The organism is Kocuria rosea subsp. polaris (assembly GCF_001483755.1).
GTDB classification, from domain to species: domain Bacteria; phylum Actinomycetota; class Actinomycetes; order Actinomycetales; family Micrococcaceae; genus Kocuria; species Kocuria cellulosilytica.
The window spans coordinates 188,591-207,634 of the sequence record NZ_LQBK01000002.1; the positions used below are offsets into that span (position 1 = coordinate 188,591).

Below are 19,044 nucleotides of genomic sequence, written 5' to 3' on the forward strand. Positions count from 1 at the left end.
CGGCCGGCCCCGCGGCGCAGCCGGTCCGGAGCGTCCTGCGCCCCCGTCCCGTCCGGGCGTCGCCCGCGCCGGGGCGGCGAGCCGCTATCGTTGCTCGTGTCCGCCCGGGCGCAGGTCCCGGCCCTCGACAGTGCAGGAAGCCCGATCGCCATGAGATACGCCATGATCGCCGCGTGCAGCGTGGCCGGCCTCGTGGCGGCCCTGGCCGCGGTCGCGGTCGCCGGGCCCGCGCCGCTGGTCCTGGCGCTGGGGATGTCCGTGGTGATCGGCTTCGGCTGGCCGGCGGCCACCGGCATCGAGGCGAGGCACCGGCACAACGTGATCATGAGCGCCGCCGGCGTCGCGGCGGCGCTGCTCGTGCAGTTCCTGCCCGGCCAGCAGCTCGTCTGGCTGCCCGCCGTCGTCGGGGTGGCCCTGATGACCGTGTTCGCGGCGGAGCTGGTGCGGGGCGAGGGCGCCGAGCACCGGCTCGAGTCCGCGATCGCCTCGACGGCCGGCGTGCTCGCCGCGGTCAGCTCCTCCGGCTGGATCGCCCTGGCCGGCGACTACCGGGCCACGGGCTCCGACCCCGTGCTGCTCGTGGTGGTCGGGGGCGTCCTGGCCGCCCTCGTGGCCCTCGTGGGCGGCCGCGTCATCGCGGCGGCGCCGAAGAGCTCGCCCAAGCGCGGCGTCGTGGCGCTCGGCGTGACCCCCGTGGCGTTCCTCGGGGTGGGGGCCGTGTTCACTGCCCGGCTCGTGAGCACCGTGGTAGTTTAGGGCCATGCTTGCACTCGAAATCTTCTACCTCGCCCTGCTCGGCATCTCCGGTCTGTTCATCGCCGGGATCTCCCTCAAGGTGGTCCTGGGCCTGTTCAAGGGACAGCACTAGTCCCGTGCCCATCGAGATCCCCTCGGATCTGACCCCCGAGCTCGTCCCGTTCGCCTGGTTGCTGGGCACCTGGGAGGGCGACGGCTTCATGGGCTACGGCGAGGTCGAGCAGCGGCCCTTCCGGCAGCGCGTGACCTTCGAGCAGAACGGCCTGCCGTTCCTCGAGTACCGGGCGCAGACCATGCTCCTCGACGAGGAGGGGCAGCCGATGCGCCCGGCCACCGTGGAGCAGGGGTTCTGGCAGCTCGACCGCACCCTCGAGGACGGCGACGTGGGACCCGGGATGCTCCCGCCGGACCTCGTGCCCGTGCTCCAGGGCGCGGAGGACGTGGAGCGGATGCGCAACGCGGACGGCGGCTTCGACGTCCTCGTGACCCTGACCCACCCGGGCGGCATCGCCGAGCTCTACGCCGGGCAGATCAAGGGCCCCCGCATCGACCTCGCCACCGACGCCGTGATCCGCGCCCGCGGGGCCAAGGAGTACAGCTCCTCGACCCGCATGTACGGCCTGGTGCACGGCGACCTGTTCTGGGCCTGGGACATGGCCGCCCTCGGTGAGCCGCTGGCCACCCACGCCTCCGCGCAGCTGCGGAAGATCGGCTGATGCCCGTGACCGACCACCGTTCCCCCCTGCTCCTGCGCCCCGGCGCCGTGGAGGCCGAGCACCTGGACCGCGGGGTGGCCGCCCACTACGGCGACCCGCTGCGCGAGCAGCGCTCGCTCGTGCGGACCCCCGGCACCGTCGTGGACCTCTCCCACAAGGGCGTCGTCACCGTCACCGGGCCCGACCGGCTCAGCTGGCTCACCACGCTCTCCTCCCAGGTGCTCACCGGGCTGGAGCCCGGGCGCAGCACCGAGACCCTCTTCCTGTCCGTGCAGGGCAGGATCGAGTACGCCCCCCACGTGGTCGACGACGGCACCACCACGTGGCTGCTCACCGAGGCCGACGAGACCGCGCCCCTGCTGGCGTGGCTGGAGTCCATGCGCTTCGCGCTGCGCGTCGAGATCGAGGACCGCACCGGGCAGTGGGCCGTGCTCGGGGCCACCGGACCCGTGCCGGGCCTGCCCGCCACCGTCGTGTGGCGGGACCCGTGGCCCGAGATCGCCCCCGGCGGCTGGAGCTACGCCGACCTCCACGGCCCCCACCCGGGCGAGGAGCGCACCTGGTGGGAGCACCTCGTGCCCCGCGACGAGCTCGACAGCCTGACCCGCGACCTCCCGCTCGCCGGCGCCTGGGCCGCCGAGGCGCTGCGGATCGCCGCCTGGCGCCCGCGCCGGGGCGCCGAGACGGACGAGCGGAGCATCCCGCACGAGCTCGACCTCCTGCGCACCGCCGTGCACCTGGCCAAGGGCTGCTACAAGGGCCAGGAGACCGTCGCCCGGGTGCACAACCTCGGGCACCCGCCCCGCCGGCTGGTGCTCCTCGACCTCGACGGCTCGGAGCACACGCTGCCCGCCGCGGGGGCCGACGTGGTCGCGGGGGAGCGCACGGTGGGCCGCGTGACGTCCGTGCAGCTGCACCACGAGCAGGGCCCCATCGCGCTCGCCGTGCTCAAGCGCACCGTCGACCCGGCCGCCCAGCTCGTGGTCACGGACGGCGAGCAGCGGTGGGCCGCCGCACAGCAGGTCGTCGTCCCGCCGGACGCCGGGCAGGTGGTCGGCCGGCAGACGGGCTTCCTCCGGGGCCCCCGCTCCTAGCTCGCGCCCGGACGCCGGCGCCCCCGGGAACGCGGGCTCCGGGCCCGCGCTCCGGCGGGGCCGGCGGCCCCCGGGGGGCACGCCCCGGAGTCCGTCGGCGCGGCTCAGCGGCCGAAGAGGACCTTGGCCTCGTCCCAGCGGTGCTGGGGCACGGTCTTGAGCCCGGCCAGCGCCTCGCTGAAGGGCACCCGGACGAGGTCGGTGCCGCGGATGGCGACCATCTGCCCCCAGCCCTTCTCGTGCACCAGGTCCACCGCGGCCAGCCCGAAGCGGGTGGCCAGCACCCGGTCGAAACCCGTGGGGGCCCCGCCGCGCTGGATGTGGCCCAGGATGGTGTTGCGGGTCTCGATCCCGGTGGCCGCCTCGATCTGCTCGGTGACGTACTCCCCGACCCCGCCCAGGCGGGGCCGCCCGGAGTCCTCCACCCCCTTGCCGGCCAGCACGTCCCCGTGGCCTTCGGGGATGAAGCCCTCGGCGACCACCACCAGGGGGGAGCGGCCGCGGTCGTGGACCTCGGTGACCCAGGTGCAGACCTGGTCCATGGAGACCTGCTGCTCCGGGATCAGCACCGCGTGCGCCCCGGCGGACATCCCCGAGTGCAGGGCGATCCAGCCGACGTGGCGGCCCATGACCTCGGCGACCATGCACCGGTGGTGGGACTCCCCGGTGGTGCGCAGCCGGTCCATGGCGTCGGTGGCGATCTGCACCGCGGTGTCGAAGCCGAAGGTGTAGTCGGTGGCCTGCAGGTCGTTGTCGATGGTCTTGGGGACTCCGATCACGGGCAGTCCGGCCTCGGCCAGCCGCGCGGCCCCGGCCAGGGTGCCCTCGCCGCCGATCGCCACGATCGCGTCGATGTGGTGGCGCTCGAGCATCACGCCGATGTTCTCGGGCCCTCCGCCGGGGCCGGAGTAGGGGTTGGTGCGGGAGGTGCCCAGGATCGTGCCGCCCTCGCGGGCCAGGCCGCGGACGCGGGTGCGCGGCAGATCCATGATGTCGCCCTCGAGCACCCCGCGCCAGCCGTCGCGGAAGCCCACGAACTCGTGCCCGTAGGTCTTGATCCCGTGCAGCACGGCGCCGCGGATCACCGCGTTGAGTCCGGGGCAGTCCCCGCCGCTGGTCAGCAGTCCGATCTTCATCCGTACAGTCTCCTCCGGGTGGGCGGGGCGTGCGTGGCGGCCGGACGTGCACCGGCATGCCCAGTCTAGTGAGTACGGCCCCCGGCGGCAGGGCCCGGCCCGAACGTGTTGGCCCCGGCGCCCCTCCGCGTCCCCGGCCTAGACTGCCGGGGAGGGCCCCGCCGGGCCCGCGAGGAGGGATGGCGTTGAGCGCGGACAGAGAACCGGCCCGGGAGAACCTGCGGGAGTTCATCGACAAGCTGGTCGACCAGGGGTACACGGTGCGGGACGGGCAGTCCCCGGACCCGGACCTGATCGACCCGGGGGGCTCGGCGGTGGAGACCTGGCGGGAGGACTACCCGTACGCGGAGCGGATGAGCCGGGAGGAGTACGAGCTCGAGAAGTACCAGCTGCAGATCGAGCTGCTGAAGTTCCAGTACTGGGGCCAGGACCACGACCTCCAGCACGTCATCGTGTTCGAGGGCCGCGACGCCGCCGGCAAGGGCGGGACGATCAAGCGCTTCACCGAGCACCTGAACCCGCGCGCGGCCCGCGTCGTCGCCCTCACCAAGCCCTCGGACCGGGAGCGGGGGCAGTGGTACTTCCAGCGCTACATCCAGCACCTGCCCACCGCCGGGGAGATCGTGATGTTCGACCGCTCCTGGTACAACCGCGCCAACGTCGAGCGCGTCATGGGCTTCTGCACGGACCGGCAGTACGAGCAGTTCATGGCGCAGGCGCCCGTCTTCGAGAAGATGCTCGTGGACTCGGGCATCCACCTGACGAAGTTCTGGTTCTCCGTCACCCAGCACGAGCAGCGCACCCGGTTCGCGATCCGCCAGATCGACCCCGTGCGGCGCTGGAAGCTCTCGCCCATGGACCTTGCCTCCCTCGACCGCTGGGAGGACTACACGGACGCCAAGGAGGAGATGTTCCTGCGCACCGACACCGACCACGCCCCGTGGATCACGGTGAAGTCCAACGACAAGAAGCGGGCCCGGCTCAACGCGATGCGCTTCTTCCTGGACCAGTTCGACTACGAGGACAAGGACCCGGACGTGGTCTATCCCCCCGATCCGCTGATCGTCCGGCGCGGCCTGGAGGCCGTCGGCGACTGAGGGCCGGCCCGTGCGCGACGGCGCCGCCCGTCCCTGCCAGGGGCGGGCGGCGCCGTCGGCGGGGCGGTCCCGGCTCAGCGGTCGGGACGGTCCACCAGGACGGCGTTGGCGGCGGTGTTGACGGCGGTCACGGCGAGGACGGAGGGCCAGGCCCCGATCCGCCTGGCCAGCGGGTGGGAGAGCCCGAAGCCGAGGACGTAGAGCCCGCCGAGCGCGGCCGTGGTCCCCGGCCCCCCGCGGTGCCACCACGAGTGGGCGGCCGCGGCGCCGGCGGCGGCCAGCACCGCACCGCCCAGGGGGCGCACACCGGTCGCCCGGGCGGTGGCGTACCCGCCGATCAGACCCGCGCTCACGAGGGCCGCCGCCGGCACGGACTCCGCCGCGGCCACGGCGCGGTCGAGGGCGCTCACGCGGCGCCCCCCAGGTACTCCTGGAGCCGGCGCAGGCCCTCGGCGAGGTCGTCGTCGCCCAGGGCGTAGGACAGGCGCAGGAAGCCGGAGGGGCCGAAGGCCTCGCCGGGGACCACGGCGACCTCCGCCTCCTCCAGGATCAGCTCCGCGAGCTCGGCGGAGGTCTGCGGCGTCGCGTCGCCGAACCGCCGGCCGAGCAGGCCGCGCACGTCCGCGTAGGCGTAGAACGCGCCGGTCGGGGTGGGGCACTCCACGCCGTCGATGGCGTTGAGCGCCTCGACCATGACCTTGCGGCGGCGGTCGAAGGCCTCCCGCATCCGGTGGGCCTCGTCGAGCGGGCCGGACACCGCCGCGAGCGCGGCCCGCTGGGCCACGTTGTTGACGTTGGACGTCAGGTGGGACTGCAGGTTCGTGGCCGCCTTGATGACGTCGGGGGCCCCGATCATCCAGCCCACCCGCCAACCGGTCATCGCGTACGTCTTGGCCACGCCGTTGAGGACCACCACGTTCTCGCCCAGCTCCGGCACGGCGGCGGCGATCGAGGTGAACGGCACGCCGTCGTAGGTGAGGTGCTGGTAGATCTCGTCGGTCAGCACGAAGATCCCCTTCTCCGCCGCCCAGCGGCCCACGGCCGCGGTCTCCTCGGGGGAGTACACGGCGCCGGTGGGGTTCGACGGCGAGCAGAACAGCAGCGCCTTGGTGCGCTCGGTCCACGCGGCCTCGAGCAGCTCGGGGGTGACCTTGTAGCCGAGCTCCGGCCCGGCGAAGACCTCCACCGGGTTGCCGCCGGCGAGCTTGATGGCCTCGGGGTAGGTCGTCCAGTACGGGGCCGGCAGCAGGACGTCGTCGCCCTCGTCCACGACCGTGGCGAAGGCCTCGAAGACGGCCTGCTTGCCGCCGTTGGTGACGAGGACCTGGGAGGGCTCCACCGTGTACCCGCAGTCCCGGGCGGTCTGCTCGGCGACCGCCTTCCGCAGCTCGGGCAGGCCCGCGGCCGGCGTGTACCGGAAGTTGGCCGGGTCCTGCAGGGCGGCCGCGGCGGCGTCCACGATGTACTGGGGCGTGGGGAAGTCGGGCTCCCCGGCGCCGAAGCCGATCACGGGGCGGCCGGCGGCCTTGAGCGCCTTCGCCTTGGCGTCCACGGCGAGCGTCGCGGACTCTGCGATGGCGCCGACGCGCCGGGAGATGCGGGACGTGGTCATGACCGGGGGCCTCCTGGAGGGGAACGGACGGTTTCCGCCGGGTGCGGCGGCGGCGGTGCGGACGCCCCCATGCTACTCGGGGGTCCGGCGGGCGGATCCGGCGCGCGGGCGGCCCGTCCCGCCCGGATTGCACCCCGCCGCCCGGGTCGCCTAGGATGGTCCACTGGTGTCATCGACGCCTGCTCCGCCGCGCCGTCGCGGCGAGGCCGGGTGGTAGAGTCGGTGACCGGGTCCGAGCGATCGAGGCCGGTGTTCCGACGCCGGGCGAGCTCGCGAGGCACGTAGGGCAGTGGCGCAATTGGTAGCGCAGCGGTCTCCAAAACCGCAGGTTGCAGGTTCGAGTCCTGTCTGCCCTGCTCCAGTCCGGGGCGGTTCCCGGCACCCCGGACCGGGGTGCCGGGAGCGGCCGCGGCGACGGCGGGCCGGCAGCACCGCGCGGCACGCACGAGTCCACACAGGGAGAGCCGATGTCGCAGACCACCGCCGGCCGGGCGTCGGGACAGCCCCCGGAGCAGGGGGCCGAGAGCCCCCGCGGTGTCTTCGGGCGCCTGTTCCTGTTCCTGCGCCAGGTCGTGGGTGAGCTCCGGAAGGTCGTCACCCCCACCCGGCACGAACTGGTCAACTACGTCCTGGTCGTCCTCGTGTTCGTCGCGTTCATGATGGTGCTCATCTCGGTCCTGGACCTCGGGTTCGGGCAGGCCGCCCTGTGGATCTTCGGGGAGGGGGACGCCGCCGGCTGATCCGGGCGGCGCACGGACCGGCACGGCCGGCCACCGTGACCCAGCAGAGCACGACATCCACGAAAGAACGTGAGGGAGATCCAGTGACCGAGCACGAGCTCGAAAACGGCACCGAGGCACCGGCCGAGGTCGACCAGCAGGCTCCGGAGCTGCCGGAGGCCGAGACCTCCGTGCAGGAGGACGACTTCGCGGCCGCCCACGAGCCGGACGAGGCCCCGGCGGCCGCGGACGCGGCTCCCGCCGAGCCGGCCGGCCCCGAGGCCGACGGGCCCGCGGAGGACGAGGTCCCCGCCGAGGAGGCCCCGGCCGCCGAGGACGAGGCGCCCGCCGTGGACCCCGTCGAGGAGTTCAAGTCGAAGCTGCGCCGCCAGGAGGGTGACTGGTACGTCATCCACACCTACGCCGGCTACGAGAACCGCGTGAAGACGAACCTCGAGACCCGCATCCAGTCCCTCAACATGGAGGACGACATCTTCCAGATCGAGGTGCCGATGGAGGAGGTCGTCGAGATCAAGAACGCCCAGCGCAAGATCGTGCGCCGGGTGCGGATCCCCGGCTACGTCCTGGTGCGGATGAACCTCACCGACGCCTCCTGGGGCGCGGTCCGCCACACCCCGGGCGTCACCGGCTTCGTCGGACAGGACGCCTACAACCCCGTGCCGCTGCGCCTCGACGAGGTCTTCGAGATGCTCAACCCGGTCTTCGAGGCCCCGCAGGGCGCGGGCGGCGAGACGGCGGCCCAGCCCAGCGCGCAGCCGCAGGTCGACGTCGACTTCGAGGTCGGCGAGTCCGTCATCGTCAAGGAGGGCCCGTTCGAGACCCTCCCCGCCACGATCTCCGAGATCAAGGTGGAGTCCCAGCAGCTCGTCGTCCTCGTGTCGATCTTCGAGCGCGAGACCCCCGTGACCCTCGGCTTCAACCAGGTCTCCAAGATCTGAGCCCCGCGGGCCGCTCCGGCCCGCCCCAGTTCCCGGCCCCTGCGGCGCATGCTTCGCCGCCGGGACCGCCCGGCCGCCGCGCCACGGCGGCCACCCGCCGTCGTACGCTCCTGTGCGCCGGTACGTCCAGCAGAAGAAGGACCAGCACATGGCTCCCAAGAAGAAGAAGGTCTCCGGCCTCATCAAGCTGCAGATCCAGGCAGGCGCCGCCAACCCGGCGCCCCCCGTGGGCCCGGCCCTCGGTCAGCACGGCGTGAACATCATGGAGTTCTGCAAGGCCTACAACGCGGCCACGGAGTCCCAGCGCGGCAACATCGTGCCCGTGGAGATCACGGTCTACGAGGACCGCTCGTTCACCTTCATCACGAAGACCCCGCCCGCCGCGCAGCTGATCAAGAAGGCCGCCGGCATCACCAAGGGCTCCGGCGTCCCGCACACCCAGAAGGTCGGCAAGCTCAGCATGGACCAGGTGCGCGAGATCGCCGAGACCAAGAAGGAAGACCTCAACGCCAACGACGTCGACGCCGCCGCGAAGATCATCGCCGGCACCGCCCGCTCCATGGGCATCGAGGTCGAGTGATCAGCCTCGGCTGACACCACCCACCGATATTGACGTGGCAGGGCCGAGCGCGGCCCGCAGACCACAACTGCACAAGGAGAAGAAGCAGATGGCAAAGCGCAGCAAGGCATACCAGGCGGCCGCCGCCAAGATCGACGAGGGCGCGCTGTACGCCCCGGCCGAGGCCGTGGCCCTGGCCAAGGAGCTCGACACCGCGAAGACCGACTCCACCGTGGAGGTCGTCCTCCGCCTGGGCGTCGACCCCCGCAAGGCCGACCAGATGGTCCGCGGCACCGTGAACCTGCCCAACGGCACCGGCAAGACCGCCCGCGTCGTCGTCTTCGCGACCGGCGACAAGGCCGCCGCCGCCGAGGAGGCCGGGGCGGACCACGTCGGCTCCGACGACCTGATCGCCCGCATCCAGGGCGGCTGGACCGACTTCGACGCCGCCGTGGCGACCCCGGACATGATGGGCAAGGTCGGCCGCCTGGGCAAGGTCCTCGGTCCCCGCAACCTGATGCCGAACCCCAAGACCGGCACCGTCACCATGGACGTGACCAAGGCCGTCAACGACATCAAGGGCGGCAAGATCGACTTCCGCGTCGACAAGCACTCGAACCTGCACTTCATCGTGGGCAAGACGTCCTTCGACGTGCAGAAGCTCGCGGAGAACTACGGCGCCGCCCTCGAGGAGATCCTGCGCCTGAAGCCCTCCGCGTCGAAGGGCCGCTACATCACGAAGGCGACCGTCTCGACCACGTTCGGCCCGGGCATCCCGGTCGACCCGAACGTCACCGAGGTCGTCGTCGGCGCCTGACGCCGTGCACCGGAGCCCGCGGGGCTCCGACGGGTGGGGGCCCGGCCGATGCGGCCGGGCCCCTTGCCGTCCGACGGGAGCAGTCCTCCCACGACCCAGCAGCCGGCGGGAGTCCGCCGGCGCCCACGGAACGGAGATCCCCCACGTGAGCGAGCACCCCCCAGTGCGCATCGAGCAGATGCGCATCCCCGACGAGTTCGACGACGCCGCCCAGCAGCTGCTGGGGCGCGTCGCGGAGCTCGTGCGCCGGTCCCGGCAGCACGTGTGGGGGATCTCGGACCTCACCGGCGATGCCCAGGAGCTCTACCGGGACCTGCACGACCCCTTCGAACGCGTCGTCGTCCTGCTCGCGTGGACCCAGGACCGGCTCACGGGACGCGCCGAGGTCCGGATGCCCCTGGTCGCGCTCACCGACTCCGCCCACATCACCGTCGACGTGGACCCCGACGTCACCTCCCAGGGCACCGGCACCGAGCTGCTGGCCGCCGCCGAGCAGCTCGCCGTGGGGGAGTCCCGGCGGCACCTGCGGATCCAGACCGAGCACCCGGGGCCGCAGGAGATCCAGGGCGACGGCAGCGTCACCGGGGTCTTCCCCGTGATCACACCGGGCATGGTCGAGTGGGTGGACGCCGCGGACGGCTCGGGCCGGCTGCCGGTGTCCAACCGGCAGACCCGCTTCGCCCTCAGCGCCGGCTACCGGCTCGAGTCGGTGAGCGACTTCGGGGTGCTGGACGTCCCGCTGCCGCCCCGGAGGGTCGAGGCCCTGCTGCGCGAGGTCGCCGCCTCGCCGGCGCCGGAGCCCTACCGGATCCACGTCTGGAGCGGGCCCGCCCCCGAGGAACGGCTCGACGAGCTCGCCGCCCTGCACTCGCGGATGGCCGCCGACTCCTTCCTGGCCCCCGTGGTCCCCGCCGACCCCGAGCCCTGGGACGCCGAGCGCGTGCGGCGCACCGAGCAGCTGCGCGCCGAGGCGGGCAACCGGTCCCTCGTGGCGGTGGCCGAGCACGAGCCCAGCGGGCGGCTCGTCGGGATGACCGAGATCGTCCTGGCGGGGGAGGCCCCGCCCATCGGCATGCAGGACGAGACCGTGGTCCTGCGCGAGCACCGCCGCCGGTGGCTCGCCACCCGGCTGAAGCTGGCGAACCTGCAGCAGCTCGAGCGGCTGGCGCCGAGCGTGCGCACGGTCTACTCCTGGAGCCACAGCGGCGACGACCGGATGAGCCGGGTCAACGGGCGACTGGGCTTCCGGGTGGCCGGGCGCAGCGGCGTGTGGGCCCGGGACTTCCCCGCGGCCTGAGCGACCGCGCGGGACCGGCGGCCGGACCGACGAACGGGCCGGCCCCGATTTGGCCGCGGCGGCTCCCTCGGGTAGCGTGGGACTCACCAAAGACCGCCGGTCGTGGTCCCCCCTGCCCGTGCACCCCGTTTCGGAGCGCGCATCACGGGAGGACCGCCGTAAGAGTTCCGCCAGGAACCGCCAGCGCAGGTGAACCAGCACAGCGAGCACGTCCCGTCCTGCACGGGGCGCGACGCCGAGCCCCGGGCATCTGCGCGGGGCTTTTTCTGTGCCCGGGCCCTTCCGGCAGCGACCGGCATCGAAGACCGGAAGGAGTACCATGGCGAACCCGGAAAAGGCAGCCGCGGTCGCCGAGTTGAAGGAGATGTTCTCCAACTCGGACGCCGCTGTCCTGACTGAGTACCGCGGCCTCACCGTGGCCCAGCTCAAGGAGCTGCGCCGCTCGCTCGGTGAGAACGCCGAATACGCCGTGGTGAAGAACACGCTGACCGCGATCGCGGCCAAGGAGCTGGGCATCGACGCGTTCGACGGCCAGCTCGCCGGCCCGAGCGCGATCGCCTTCATCTCGGGGGACCCCGTCGAGGCCGCCAAGAGCCTGCGTGACTTCGCCAAGGCGAACCCGCAGCTCGTCGTCAAGGGCGGTTACCTCGAGGGCAAGGCCCTGAGCGACGCGGAGATCAAGCAGCTCGCGGACCTCGAGTCCCGCGAGGTGCTGCTGGCCAAGGTGGCCGGTGCCGCCCAGGCGTCCCTGTCCCAGGCCGCGGCGCTGTTCCAGGCCCCGCTGTCGAAGACGGTCCGCACGGCCGAGGCGCTGCGCGCCAAGGTCGAGGAGCAGGACGCCTGACCAGCATCCCCGCCGCGAGGCACATTCTCACCACGGAACCAGACCGTCCCGCGCCGACGAAACCCGGCCGGGGCACACCATCGAAAAGGAGCCACAACCATGGCCAAGCTCACCACCGCTGAACTGATCGACGCGTTCAAGGAGCTCTCCCTCATCGAGCTCTCCGAGTTCGTGAAGGCCTTCGAGGAGACCTTCGACGTCACCGCCGCCGCCCCCGTGGCCGTCGCCGGTGCCGCCGCTCCGGCCGCCGCCGCCGAGGAGGCCGAGGAGCAGACCGAGTTCGACGTCGTCCTCGAGGCCGCCGGCGAGAAGAAGATCCAGGTCATCAAGGAGGTCCGCGCGCTGACCTCCCTCGGCCTCAAGGAGGCCAAGGACCTCGTGGACTCGGCCCCCAAGGCCGTCCTCGAGGGCGCCAACAAGGAGGCTGCGGACAAGGCCAAGGAGGCCCTCGAGGGCGCCGGCGCCACCGTCACCCTCAAGTAGGACCCAGCAGCACCCCGGACGCGTTCCCTCGGCGAACGCTCCAGCGAGGCCCCGGACGCACGGCGTCCGGGGCCTCGTGCCGTGCCCGGCCGTTCTGTGGGAGACTGGGCGCACAACCACATCGGCCGCCCGTGCGCCGCAGTGCCGACCGCCGCCGAGCGCGGCCCGGCCGGCGGAGCGCGCGGGTGGGGGCCTCGGAGGGGAGACCGGACGGGCCCCGACCCACGAGGAGCTGACCTTGTCCTTCCTGCCACGCCACCTCGGACCGGACGCCGCCGAGACCCGGAGCATGCTCGAGGTCGTCGGCGCCGCCGATCTCGACGAGCTCGTCGCCCGCGCCGTGCCCGCAGGCATCACCTCTGACCAGCCCCTGGAGCTTCCCGCCCCGCTGTCGGAGCACGAGGCGCTCACGGCCCTGCGCCGGGTCGCCGCGAAGAACCGCGTGATGACCCAGATGATCGGGCAGGGCTACGCGGACACCGTGACCCCGCCCGCGCTGCGCCGCAACATCCTCGAGAACCCGGCCTGGTACACCTCCTACACCCCGTACCAGGCCGAGATCTCCCAGGGACGCCTGGAGGCGCTGCTGACGTTCCAGAACGCCGTCATGGACCTCACCGGTCTCGACCTGGCGAACGCCTCCCTGCTGGACGAGGCCACCGCGGTGGCCGAGGCCGTGCTCATGATGCACCGGTCCAACCGCAGGGCCACGAGCCGGCGCGTCGTCGTGGACGCCAGGACGCTTCCCCAGACCCTCGCCGTGCTGCGCGGGCGCTGCCGGGCCGTGGGCATCGAACTGGTCGTCACCGACCTCGCCGAGGGGCTGCCCGACGGCGACCTCTTCGGCGTGGTCCTGAGCCAGGTGGGCGTCGACGGGGAGGTCGTCCCCCTCGCCGAGACCGCCGAGGCGGCGCACGCGCGGGGTGCGCTCGTGGCCGTGGCCACCGACCTGCTGGCCCTGACCCTGCTGCGCTCCCCGGGGGAGCAGGGGGCCGACATCGCCGTGGGCTCCGCCCAGCGCTTCGGGGTGCCGCTGTTCTTCGGCGGGCCCCACGCCGCGTTCATGGCCTGCCGCAAGGGCCTCGAGCGGAACCTGCCGGGCCGCCTGGTGGGCGTCTCGACCGACTCCTCCGGCCGGCCCGCCTACCGGCTGGCCCTGCAGACCCGCGAGCAGCACATCCGCCGGGAGAAGGCCACCTCGAACATCTGCACCGCCCAGGCCCTCCTGGCCATCGTGGCCGGCGCCTATGCGGCCTACCACGGCCCGGACGGGCTGCGCGCCATCGCCGAGCGCCTGCACGGACTGGCCGCCCGCCTCGCCGCCGGGCTCGCCGCCGGCGGCGTCCGCGTGGTCCACGACCGGTTCTTCGACACCGTGCTGGCCGAGGTCCCCGGCCGCGCCGACGCCGTGGTGGCGGCCGCCGCGGAGCGCGGGATCAACGTGCGCCGGGCCGACGCGGACCACGTGTCCGTGTCGGTCGGGGAGCCCCACGACGAGCAGGACGTCGACGCCGTGCTCGCCGCGTTCGGCGCCGCGGCCACGGACGACGGCGGCGAGGGGGACGCCTGGGAGCTCCCGGCCGAGCTGCTGCGCACCGACTCCTACCTCACGCACCCGGTGTTCACCCTGCATCGCTCCGAGACCGCGATGATGCGCTGGCTGCGCGCCCTCGCGGACAAGGACCTGGCCCTCGACCGGACCATGATCCCGCTGGGCTCCTGCACCATGAAGCTCAACGCCGCCGCCGAGATGGAGCCCATCAGCTGGCCCGAGCTCGCCTCCATCCACCCGCTGGCCCCCGAGGACCAGACCGTCGGCTGGCGCGAGCTCATCACCCAGCTCGAGGCCTGGCTCACGGAGATCACCGGCTACGCCGCGGTCTCCGTCCAGCCCAACGCGGGTTCCCAGGGCGAGCTCGCCGGGCTGCTCGCGATCCGCCGCTACCACCTCTCCCGGGGCGACCGGCAGCGCAAGACGATCCTCATCCCGTCCTCGGCCCACGGCACCAACGCCGCCTCCGCGGTGCTCGCCGACCTCAAGGTCGTGGTCGTGGCCACCGCCGGGGACGGCTCCGTGGACATGGAGGACCTTGCCGCGAAGATCGCGACCGTGGGGGACGAGCTCGCGGGCATCATGATCACCTATCCCTCGACGCACGGAGTGTTCGAGGAGCAGATCACCGACGTGTGCGCCGCCGTGCACGACGCGGGCGGCCAGGTCTACGTGGACGGCGCCAACCTCAACGCCCTCATGGGCCTCGCCCGGCCGGGCCGCTTCGGCGGGGACGTCTCCCACCTGAACCTGCACAAGACCTTCTGCATCCCGCACGGCGGCGGGGGACCCGGCGTGGGGCCCGTGGGCGTCGCGGAGCACCTCGTGCCGTTCCTGCCCGGCGACCCGGGGGACCCCGGCGCCGTGGACGGCGAGGAGTGGACGTTCCCCGTGTCCCAGGCCCGCTACGGCTCGGCCGGGGTGCTGCCGATCACCTGGATGTACATCGCCATGACGGGCGCGGAGGGGCTCACCGCGTCCTCGCGCACCGCGATCCTCAGCGCGAACTACGTCTCCACCCGGCTCGCCGACGTCTTCCCGACCCTCTACACCGGCCCCGGCGGGTTCGTGGCGCACGAGTGCATCCTCGACCTCCGCGCGCTCACGAAGGCCTCCGGGGTGACCGCGGAGGACGTGTGCAAGCGGCTCGTCGACTACGGCTTCCACGCGCCCACCCTCGCGTTCCCCGTGGCCGGCACGCTCATGGTGGAGCCCACGGAGTCCGAGAACCTCGCGGAGCTGGACCGGTTCGTGGCCGCGATGCGCGCGATCCACGCGGAGATGACCGCCGTGGCGGAGGGCGAGGTCGCGCTCGAGGACTCCGTCCTGCGCCACGCCCCGCACACCGCGGAGGTGCTCACGGCCGACGAATGGGACCGGGCCTACCCCCGCTCCCGGGCCGCCTACCCGCTGCCCGAGCTGCGGCTGGCCAAGTACTGGCCGCCCGTGGGCCGGGTGGAGAACGCCGCCGGGGACCGCAACCTCGTCTGCAGCTGCCCGCCCATCGAGGCGTTCGCCGCCGAGAGCCAGGCGACCGCCGAGGAGGCCGTCGAGTCCGGAGCCGTGGAGGCCGCCCGGTGAGCCCGGGTGCGCCGGGCCCCGGGGGCCGCTGAGACCCGGAGCACGAAATCTCTCATCCTACGAGCGGTGGGCGCCGGCGTCCACCGCTCGTGTGGACAGAGTCGCGATCGGGGCCTATGCTGGATCTTTGCGTTGTCCCTCATTCTGCGTGCCTTCATATAGCGGTGGGCGCCCCCGGGGAGCGAACCAGCATCGTCAGCCCGCTGGCCCTCGCACACCCGTATCCCCGAGCCGGGAACTGCGCGATTCAACTGCAGGTCTGTGGAAGGAATCCATCTTGGTCGCCTCGAGCACCGATTCGAACGTAACCGCTAACCGACCGGCCGACGGGGACGTCCCGCGCCGCATCTCCTTCGCCAAGATCCATGAACCGCTGGACGTGCCGAACCTGCTGGCCCTCCAGACGGACAGCTTCGACCGTCTCGTGGGCAACGAGCGGTGGCAGGCCCGCGTCCAGCAGGCCATCGAGACCGGGGAGCAGGGCATCGCCCGCACCTCTGGCCTCTCCGACATCTTCGAGGAGATCTCCCCGATCGAGGACTTCCAGGGCACCATGTCCCTGTCCTTCTCGGAGCCGGAGTTCTACGACCCGAAGTACACCATGGACGAGTGCAAGGACCGGGACGCCACCTACTCGGCGCCCCTGTACGTCAAGGCCGAGTTCATGAACAACAACACGGGTGAGATCAAGCAGCAGACCGTGTTCATGGGCGACTTCCCGCTGATGACCGAGAAGGGCACCTTCGTCATCAACGGCACCGAGCGTGTCGTCGTCTCCCAGCTCGTCCGCTCGCCGGGCGCGTACTTCGAGCGCGGCCAGGACCGCACCTCGGACAAGGACATCTACTCCGCGAAGATCATCCCGTCCCGCGGCGCCTGGTTCGAGCTCGAGATCGACAAGCGCGACCAGGTGGGCGTGCGCCTGGACCGCAAGCGCAAGCAGTCGGTGACCGTGCTGCTCAAGGCCCTCGGCTGGAGCGAGTCCCGCATCCTCGAGGAGTTCGGGGAGTTCGACTCCATCCGGGCGACCCTCGAGAAGGACACCGTCGAGTCCCGCGAGGACGCGCTGCTGGACATCTACCGCAAGCTGCGCCCGGGGGAGCCGCCCACGGTCGACGCCGCCCAGGCGCTGCTGGACAACATGTACTTCAACTCCAAGCGCTACGACCTCGCCAAGGTGGGCCGGTACAAGATCAACCGGAAGCTGGGCCTCGACAAGGCGTTCGAGGACGAGGACGCCTCGGTGCTCTCGGTCGACGACATCGTCGCGATGATCCGCTACCTCGTGACCCTGCACGCCGGCGGCGGCACCATGAAGGGCGTGCGGGACGGCGAGCCCCGCGAGGTCGTCGTGGACGTCGACGACATCGACCACTTCGGCAACCGCCGCATCCGCGCGGTCGGCGAGCTGATCGAGAACCAGATCCGCACCGGCCTGTCCCGGATGGAGCGCGTGGTGCGCGAGCGCATGACCACCCAGGACGTCGAGGCGATCACCCCGCAGACCCTGATCAACATCCGCCCGGTCGTGGCGGCGATCAAGGAGTTCTTCGGCACCTCGCAGCTGTCGCAGTTCATGGACCAGAACAACCCGCTCGCGGGCCTGACCCACAAGCGCCGCCTGTCCGCGCTCGGCCCGGGCGGTCTCTCCCGCGACCGCGCCGGCATGGAGGTCCGTGACGTCCACCCGTCGCACTACGGCCGCATGTGCCCCATCGAGACCCCTGAGGGCTCCAACATCGGCCTCATCGGCTCGCTGGCGACCTACGGGCGGATCAACCCGTTCGGCTTCATCGAGACGCCCTACCGCAAGGTCGTCGACGGCCTGGTGACCGACGACGTCGAGTACCTCACCGCCGACGACGAGCGCGGCGTCACGATCGCCCAGGCCAACGCCCCGCTGGGCCTGGACAACCGGTTCGCCGAGGACGCCGTGCTCGCGCGCGCCGCCGACGGCTCCGGCGAGGCCGTGCTGGTCGACCCGACCGCCGTGCAGTACATGGACGTCTCCCCGCGCCAGATGGTGTCCGTGGCGACCGCCCTCATCCCGTACCTCGAGCACGACGACGCCAACCGCGCGCTCATGGGCGCCAACATGCAGCGCCAGGCCGTGCCGCTGCTCGAGTCCGAGGCCCCGCTCGTGGGCACCGGCATGGAGCGCTACGCGGCCCTGGACGCCGGCGACTCCGTGCTGGCGCGCAAGGCCGGCGTGGTCGAGGAGGTCTCGGCGAACCTCGTGCGCGTGCTCAACGACGACGGGACGACCACGGTCTACCCGATCAACAAGTTCACGCGCTCGAACCCGGGCAACACCTACAACCAGCGCGTCATCGTCTCCGAGGGCGAGCGGGTCGAGGAGCGCTCGGTCATCGCCGACGGTCCCTCCACGGACCAGGGCGAGCTGGCCCTGGGCAAGAACCTGCTGGTCGCCTACATGTCCTGGGAGGGCCTCAACTACGAGGACGCGATCATCCTCTCCCAGCGCATGGTCTCGGAGGACGTGCTCACCTCGATCCACATCGAGGAGCACGAGATCGACGCCCGCGACACGAAGCTGGGCGCCGAGGAGATCACCCGGGACATCCCGAACGTGTCCGAGGAGGTGCTGTCCGCCCTCGACGAGCGCGGCATCATCCACATCGGCGCGGAGGTCCAGGCCGGCGACATCCTGGTGGGCAAGGTCACCCCGAAGGGCGAGACCGAGCTGACCCCCGAGGAGCGCCTGCTGCGGGCCATCTTCGGCGAGAAGTCCCGCGAGGTGCGCGACACGTCCCTGAAGGTGCCCCACGGCGAGTCCGGCACCGTCATCGGCGTGCGCGTCTTCGACCGCGACGACGAGGACGACGACCTGCCCGCGGGCGTCAACCAGGTGGTCCGGGTGTACGTGGCGCAGAAGCGCAAGATCACGGACGGCGACAAGCTCGCCGGCCGCCACGGCAACAAGGGCGTCATCTCGAAGATCCTGCCGCTGGAGGACATGCCGTTCCTCGAGGACGGGACCCCCGTGGACATCATCCTCAACCCGCTGGGCGTGCCCGGCCGCATGAACCTCGGGCAGGTCCTCGAGGTGCACACCGGCTGGCTCGCCAAGCAGGGCTGGAACATCGAGGGCGAGCCCGAGTGGCTCGACCGGCTGCCGAACTTCCCGAAGCAGTCCGGGCCCACGAACGTGGCCACCCCGGTGTTCGACGGCGCGCGGGAGGAGGAGATCTTCGACCTCCTCGACCACACCAACCCGACGCGGGACGGCGCGCGGCTGATCGACCGGTCCGGCAAGGCCCGCCTGTTCGACGGCCGCTCCGGCGAGCCGTTCCCGGACCCGGTGTCGGTGGGCTACCAGTACATCCTGAAGCTGCACCACCTCGTGGACGACAAGATCCACGCGCGCTCGACCGGCCCGTACTCCATGATCACCCAGCAGCCGCTGGGCGGTAAGGCGCAGTTCGGCGGCCAGCGCTTCGGCGAGATGGAGGTCTGGGCGCTCGAGGCGTACGGCGCCGCCTACACGCTGCAGGAGCTGCTGACGGTCAAGTCCGACGACGTGCACGGGCGCGTGAAGGTCTACGAGGCCATCGTGAAGGGCGAGAACATCCCGGAGCCGGGTGTCCCCGAGTCCTTCAAGGTCCTCATCAAGGAGATGCAGTCGCTGTGCCTGAACGTCGAGGTGCTCTCGGCCGACGGCAACACCATCGAGATGCGCGATTCGGATGACGAGGTCTTCCGGGCGGCCGAGGAACTGGGCATCGATCTCTCGCACTCCGAGCCCAGCTCGGTCGAAGAGGTCTGATCCCCCTCGGTCCACCCCGACGAGACGTCAACTTT

At 72.1% G+C, this 19,044-nt stretch carries 16 protein-coding genes and 1 tRNA gene; 14 read left to right on the forward strand and 3 right to left on the reverse strand.

Going from position 1 to position 19,044, the window contains the following annotated elements; genetic code table 11:
• The first annotated feature begins 150 nt into the window (after nucleotides 1-150).
• From AVL61_RS01025 to ygfZ, 3 genes are all read left to right on the forward strand, one after another.
• Nucleotides 151-756, forward strand: coding sequence for a hypothetical protein (locus AVL61_RS01025; protein WP_058872500.1), 606 nt, complete (start codon nucleotides 151-153; stop codon nucleotides 754-756).
• A gap of 116 nt (nucleotides 757-872) precedes the next feature.
• Nucleotides 873-1,472: a heme-binding beta-barrel domain-containing protein gene (locus AVL61_RS01030; RefSeq protein WP_058872501.1), complete on the forward strand. Its 600-nt coding sequence runs from the start codon at nucleotides 873-875 to the stop codon at nucleotides 1,470-1,472.
• A complete protein-coding gene (gene ygfZ, locus AVL61_RS01035) occupies nucleotides 1,472-2,566 on the forward strand; it encodes a CAF17-like 4Fe-4S cluster assembly/insertion protein YgfZ (protein ID WP_058872502.1) in 1,095 nt (364 codons plus the stop codon). Before AVL61_RS01030 ends, ygfZ begins: the two co-directional genes overlap by 1 nt.
• Nucleotides 2,567-2,670: 104 nt before the next feature.
• On the opposite strand, the gene AVL61_RS01040 is transcribed toward ygfZ, so the two are convergent.
• Nucleotides 2,671-3,702: a 6-phosphofructokinase gene (locus AVL61_RS01040; protein WP_058872503.1), complete on the reverse strand. Its 1,032-nt coding sequence runs from the start codon at nucleotides 3,700-3,702 to the stop codon at nucleotides 2,671-2,673.
• A 179-nt stretch (nucleotides 3,703-3,881) separates the two neighbouring features.
• Between AVL61_RS01040 and ppk2 the strand changes: the two genes are divergently transcribed.
• Nucleotides 3,882-4,799, forward strand: a complete 918-nt coding sequence (gene ppk2, locus AVL61_RS01045) for a polyphosphate kinase 2 (protein WP_058872504.1) — start codon at nucleotides 3,882-3,884, stop codon at nucleotides 4,797-4,799.
• 74 nt (nucleotides 4,800-4,873) lie between these two features.
• Here ppk2 and AVL61_RS01050 read toward each other — a convergent pair whose 3' ends face one another.
• Together AVL61_RS01050 and AVL61_RS01055 are read right to left on the reverse strand one after the other, a co-directional pair.
• A complete protein-coding gene (locus AVL61_RS01050; RefSeq protein ID WP_197412606.1) occupies nucleotides 4,874-5,209 on the reverse strand; it encodes a hypothetical protein in 336 nt (111 codons plus the stop codon).
• On the reverse strand, nucleotides 5,206-6,411 hold the full coding sequence (locus tag AVL61_RS01055) for a pyridoxal phosphate-dependent aminotransferase (RefSeq protein WP_058872505.1): 1,206 nt from the start codon (nucleotides 6,409-6,411) through the stop codon (nucleotides 5,206-5,208). The genes AVL61_RS01050 and AVL61_RS01055 overlap by 4 nt, the downstream gene beginning before the upstream one ends.
• A gap of 283 nt (nucleotides 6,412-6,694) precedes the next feature.
• On the opposite strand from AVL61_RS01055, the gene AVL61_RS01060 reads away from it, so the two are divergent.
• The 10 genes from AVL61_RS01060 (at nucleotide 6,695) to rpoB (ending at nucleotide 19,009) form a co-directional block, all read left to right on the forward strand.
• A tRNA-Trp gene (locus AVL61_RS01060) sits at nucleotides 6,695-6,767 on the forward strand.
• A gap of 111 nt (nucleotides 6,768-6,878) precedes the next feature.
• Nucleotides 6,879-7,151 carry a preprotein translocase subunit SecE gene (gene secE / locus AVL61_RS01065; RefSeq protein WP_058872506.1) on the forward strand — a complete coding sequence of 91 codons (273 nt, stop codon included), beginning with the start codon at nucleotides 6,879-6,881 and terminating at the stop codon, nucleotides 7,149-7,151.
• Nucleotides 7,152-7,234: 83 nt separating this feature from the next.
• Entirely contained in the window at nucleotides 7,235-8,089 is an 855-nt protein-coding gene (gene nusG / locus AVL61_RS01070) for a transcription termination/antitermination protein NusG (protein ID WP_058872507.1), read from the forward strand.
• A 148-nt stretch (nucleotides 8,090-8,237) separates the two neighbouring features.
• Nucleotides 8,238-8,669 (forward strand): 50S ribosomal protein L11, encoded by a 432-nt coding sequence (gene rplK, locus AVL61_RS01075; RefSeq protein ID WP_058872508.1) that lies wholly within the window; start codon nucleotides 8,238-8,240, stop codon nucleotides 8,667-8,669.
• Between the two features lie 88 nt (nucleotides 8,670-8,757).
• A complete protein-coding gene (rplA, locus tag AVL61_RS01080; RefSeq protein WP_058872509.1) occupies nucleotides 8,758-9,465 on the forward strand; it encodes a 50S ribosomal protein L1 in 708 nt (235 codons plus the stop codon).
• Nucleotides 9,466-9,610: 145 nt separating this feature from the next.
• Nucleotides 9,611-10,762, forward strand: coding sequence for a GNAT family N-acetyltransferase (locus AVL61_RS01085; RefSeq protein WP_058872510.1), 1,152 nt, complete (start codon nucleotides 9,611-9,613; stop codon nucleotides 10,760-10,762).
• Between the two features lie 319 nt (nucleotides 10,763-11,081).
• A complete protein-coding gene (gene rplJ, locus AVL61_RS01090) occupies nucleotides 11,082-11,606 on the forward strand; it encodes a 50S ribosomal protein L10 (RefSeq protein ID WP_058872511.1) in 525 nt (174 codons plus the stop codon).
• 99 nt (nucleotides 11,607-11,705) lie between these two features.
• The gene (gene rplL / locus AVL61_RS01095; RefSeq protein WP_058872512.1) at nucleotides 11,706-12,089 is read left to right on the forward strand and encodes a 50S ribosomal protein L7/L12; all 384 of its coding nucleotides are present in this window, start codon (nucleotides 11,706-11,708) and stop codon (nucleotides 12,087-12,089) included.
• A 238-nt stretch (nucleotides 12,090-12,327) separates the two neighbouring features.
• A complete protein-coding gene (gcvP, locus tag AVL61_RS01100; RefSeq protein WP_058872513.1) occupies nucleotides 12,328-15,222 on the forward strand; it encodes an aminomethyl-transferring glycine dehydrogenase in 2,895 nt (964 codons plus the stop codon).
• A gap of 277 nt (nucleotides 15,223-15,499) precedes the next feature.
• Nucleotides 15,500-19,009, forward strand: a complete 3,510-nt coding sequence (rpoB, locus tag AVL61_RS01105; protein ID WP_058872514.1) for a DNA-directed RNA polymerase subunit beta — start codon at nucleotides 15,500-15,502, stop codon at nucleotides 19,007-19,009.
• Nucleotides 19,010-19,044: the final 35 nt, after the last annotated feature.

Excerpts from the sequence above, each read along its gene's own strand:
- rplL (WP_058872512.1), top strand. The coding sequence starts at position 11,706 with ATGGCCAAGCTCACCACCGCTGAACTGATCGACGCGTTCAAGGAGCTC.
- AVL61_RS01025 (WP_058872500.1), top strand. The coding sequence starts at position 151 with ATGAGATACGCCATGATCGCCGCGTGCAGCGTGGCCGGCCTCGTGGCG.
- ppk2 (WP_058872504.1), top strand. The coding sequence starts at position 3,882 with ATGGCGTTGAGCGCGGACAGAGAACCGGCCCGGGAGAACCTGCGGGAG.
- rplK (WP_058872508.1), top strand. The coding sequence starts at position 8,238 with ATGGCTCCCAAGAAGAAGAAGGTCTCCGGCCTCATCAAGCTGCAGATC.
- secE (WP_058872506.1), top strand. The coding sequence starts at position 6,879 with ATGTCGCAGACCACCGCCGGCCGGGCGTCGGGACAGCCCCCGGAGCAG.
- ygfZ (WP_058872502.1), top strand. The coding sequence starts at position 1,472 with ATGCCCGTGACCGACCACCGTTCCCCCCTGCTCCTGCGCCCCGGCGCC.
- rplJ (WP_058872511.1), top strand. The coding sequence starts at position 11,082 with ATGGCGAACCCGGAAAAGGCAGCCGCGGTCGCCGAGTTGAAGGAGATG.
- AVL61_RS01040 (WP_058872503.1), bottom strand. The coding sequence starts at position 3,702 with ATGAAGATCGGACTGCTGACCAGCGGCGGGGACTGCCCCGGACTCAAC.
- AVL61_RS01055 (WP_058872505.1), bottom strand. The coding sequence starts at position 6,411 with ATGACCACGTCCCGCATCTCCCGGCGCGTCGGCGCCATCGCAGAGTCC.
- rplA (WP_058872509.1), top strand. The coding sequence starts at position 8,758 with ATGGCAAAGCGCAGCAAGGCATACCAGGCGGCCGCCGCCAAGATCGAC.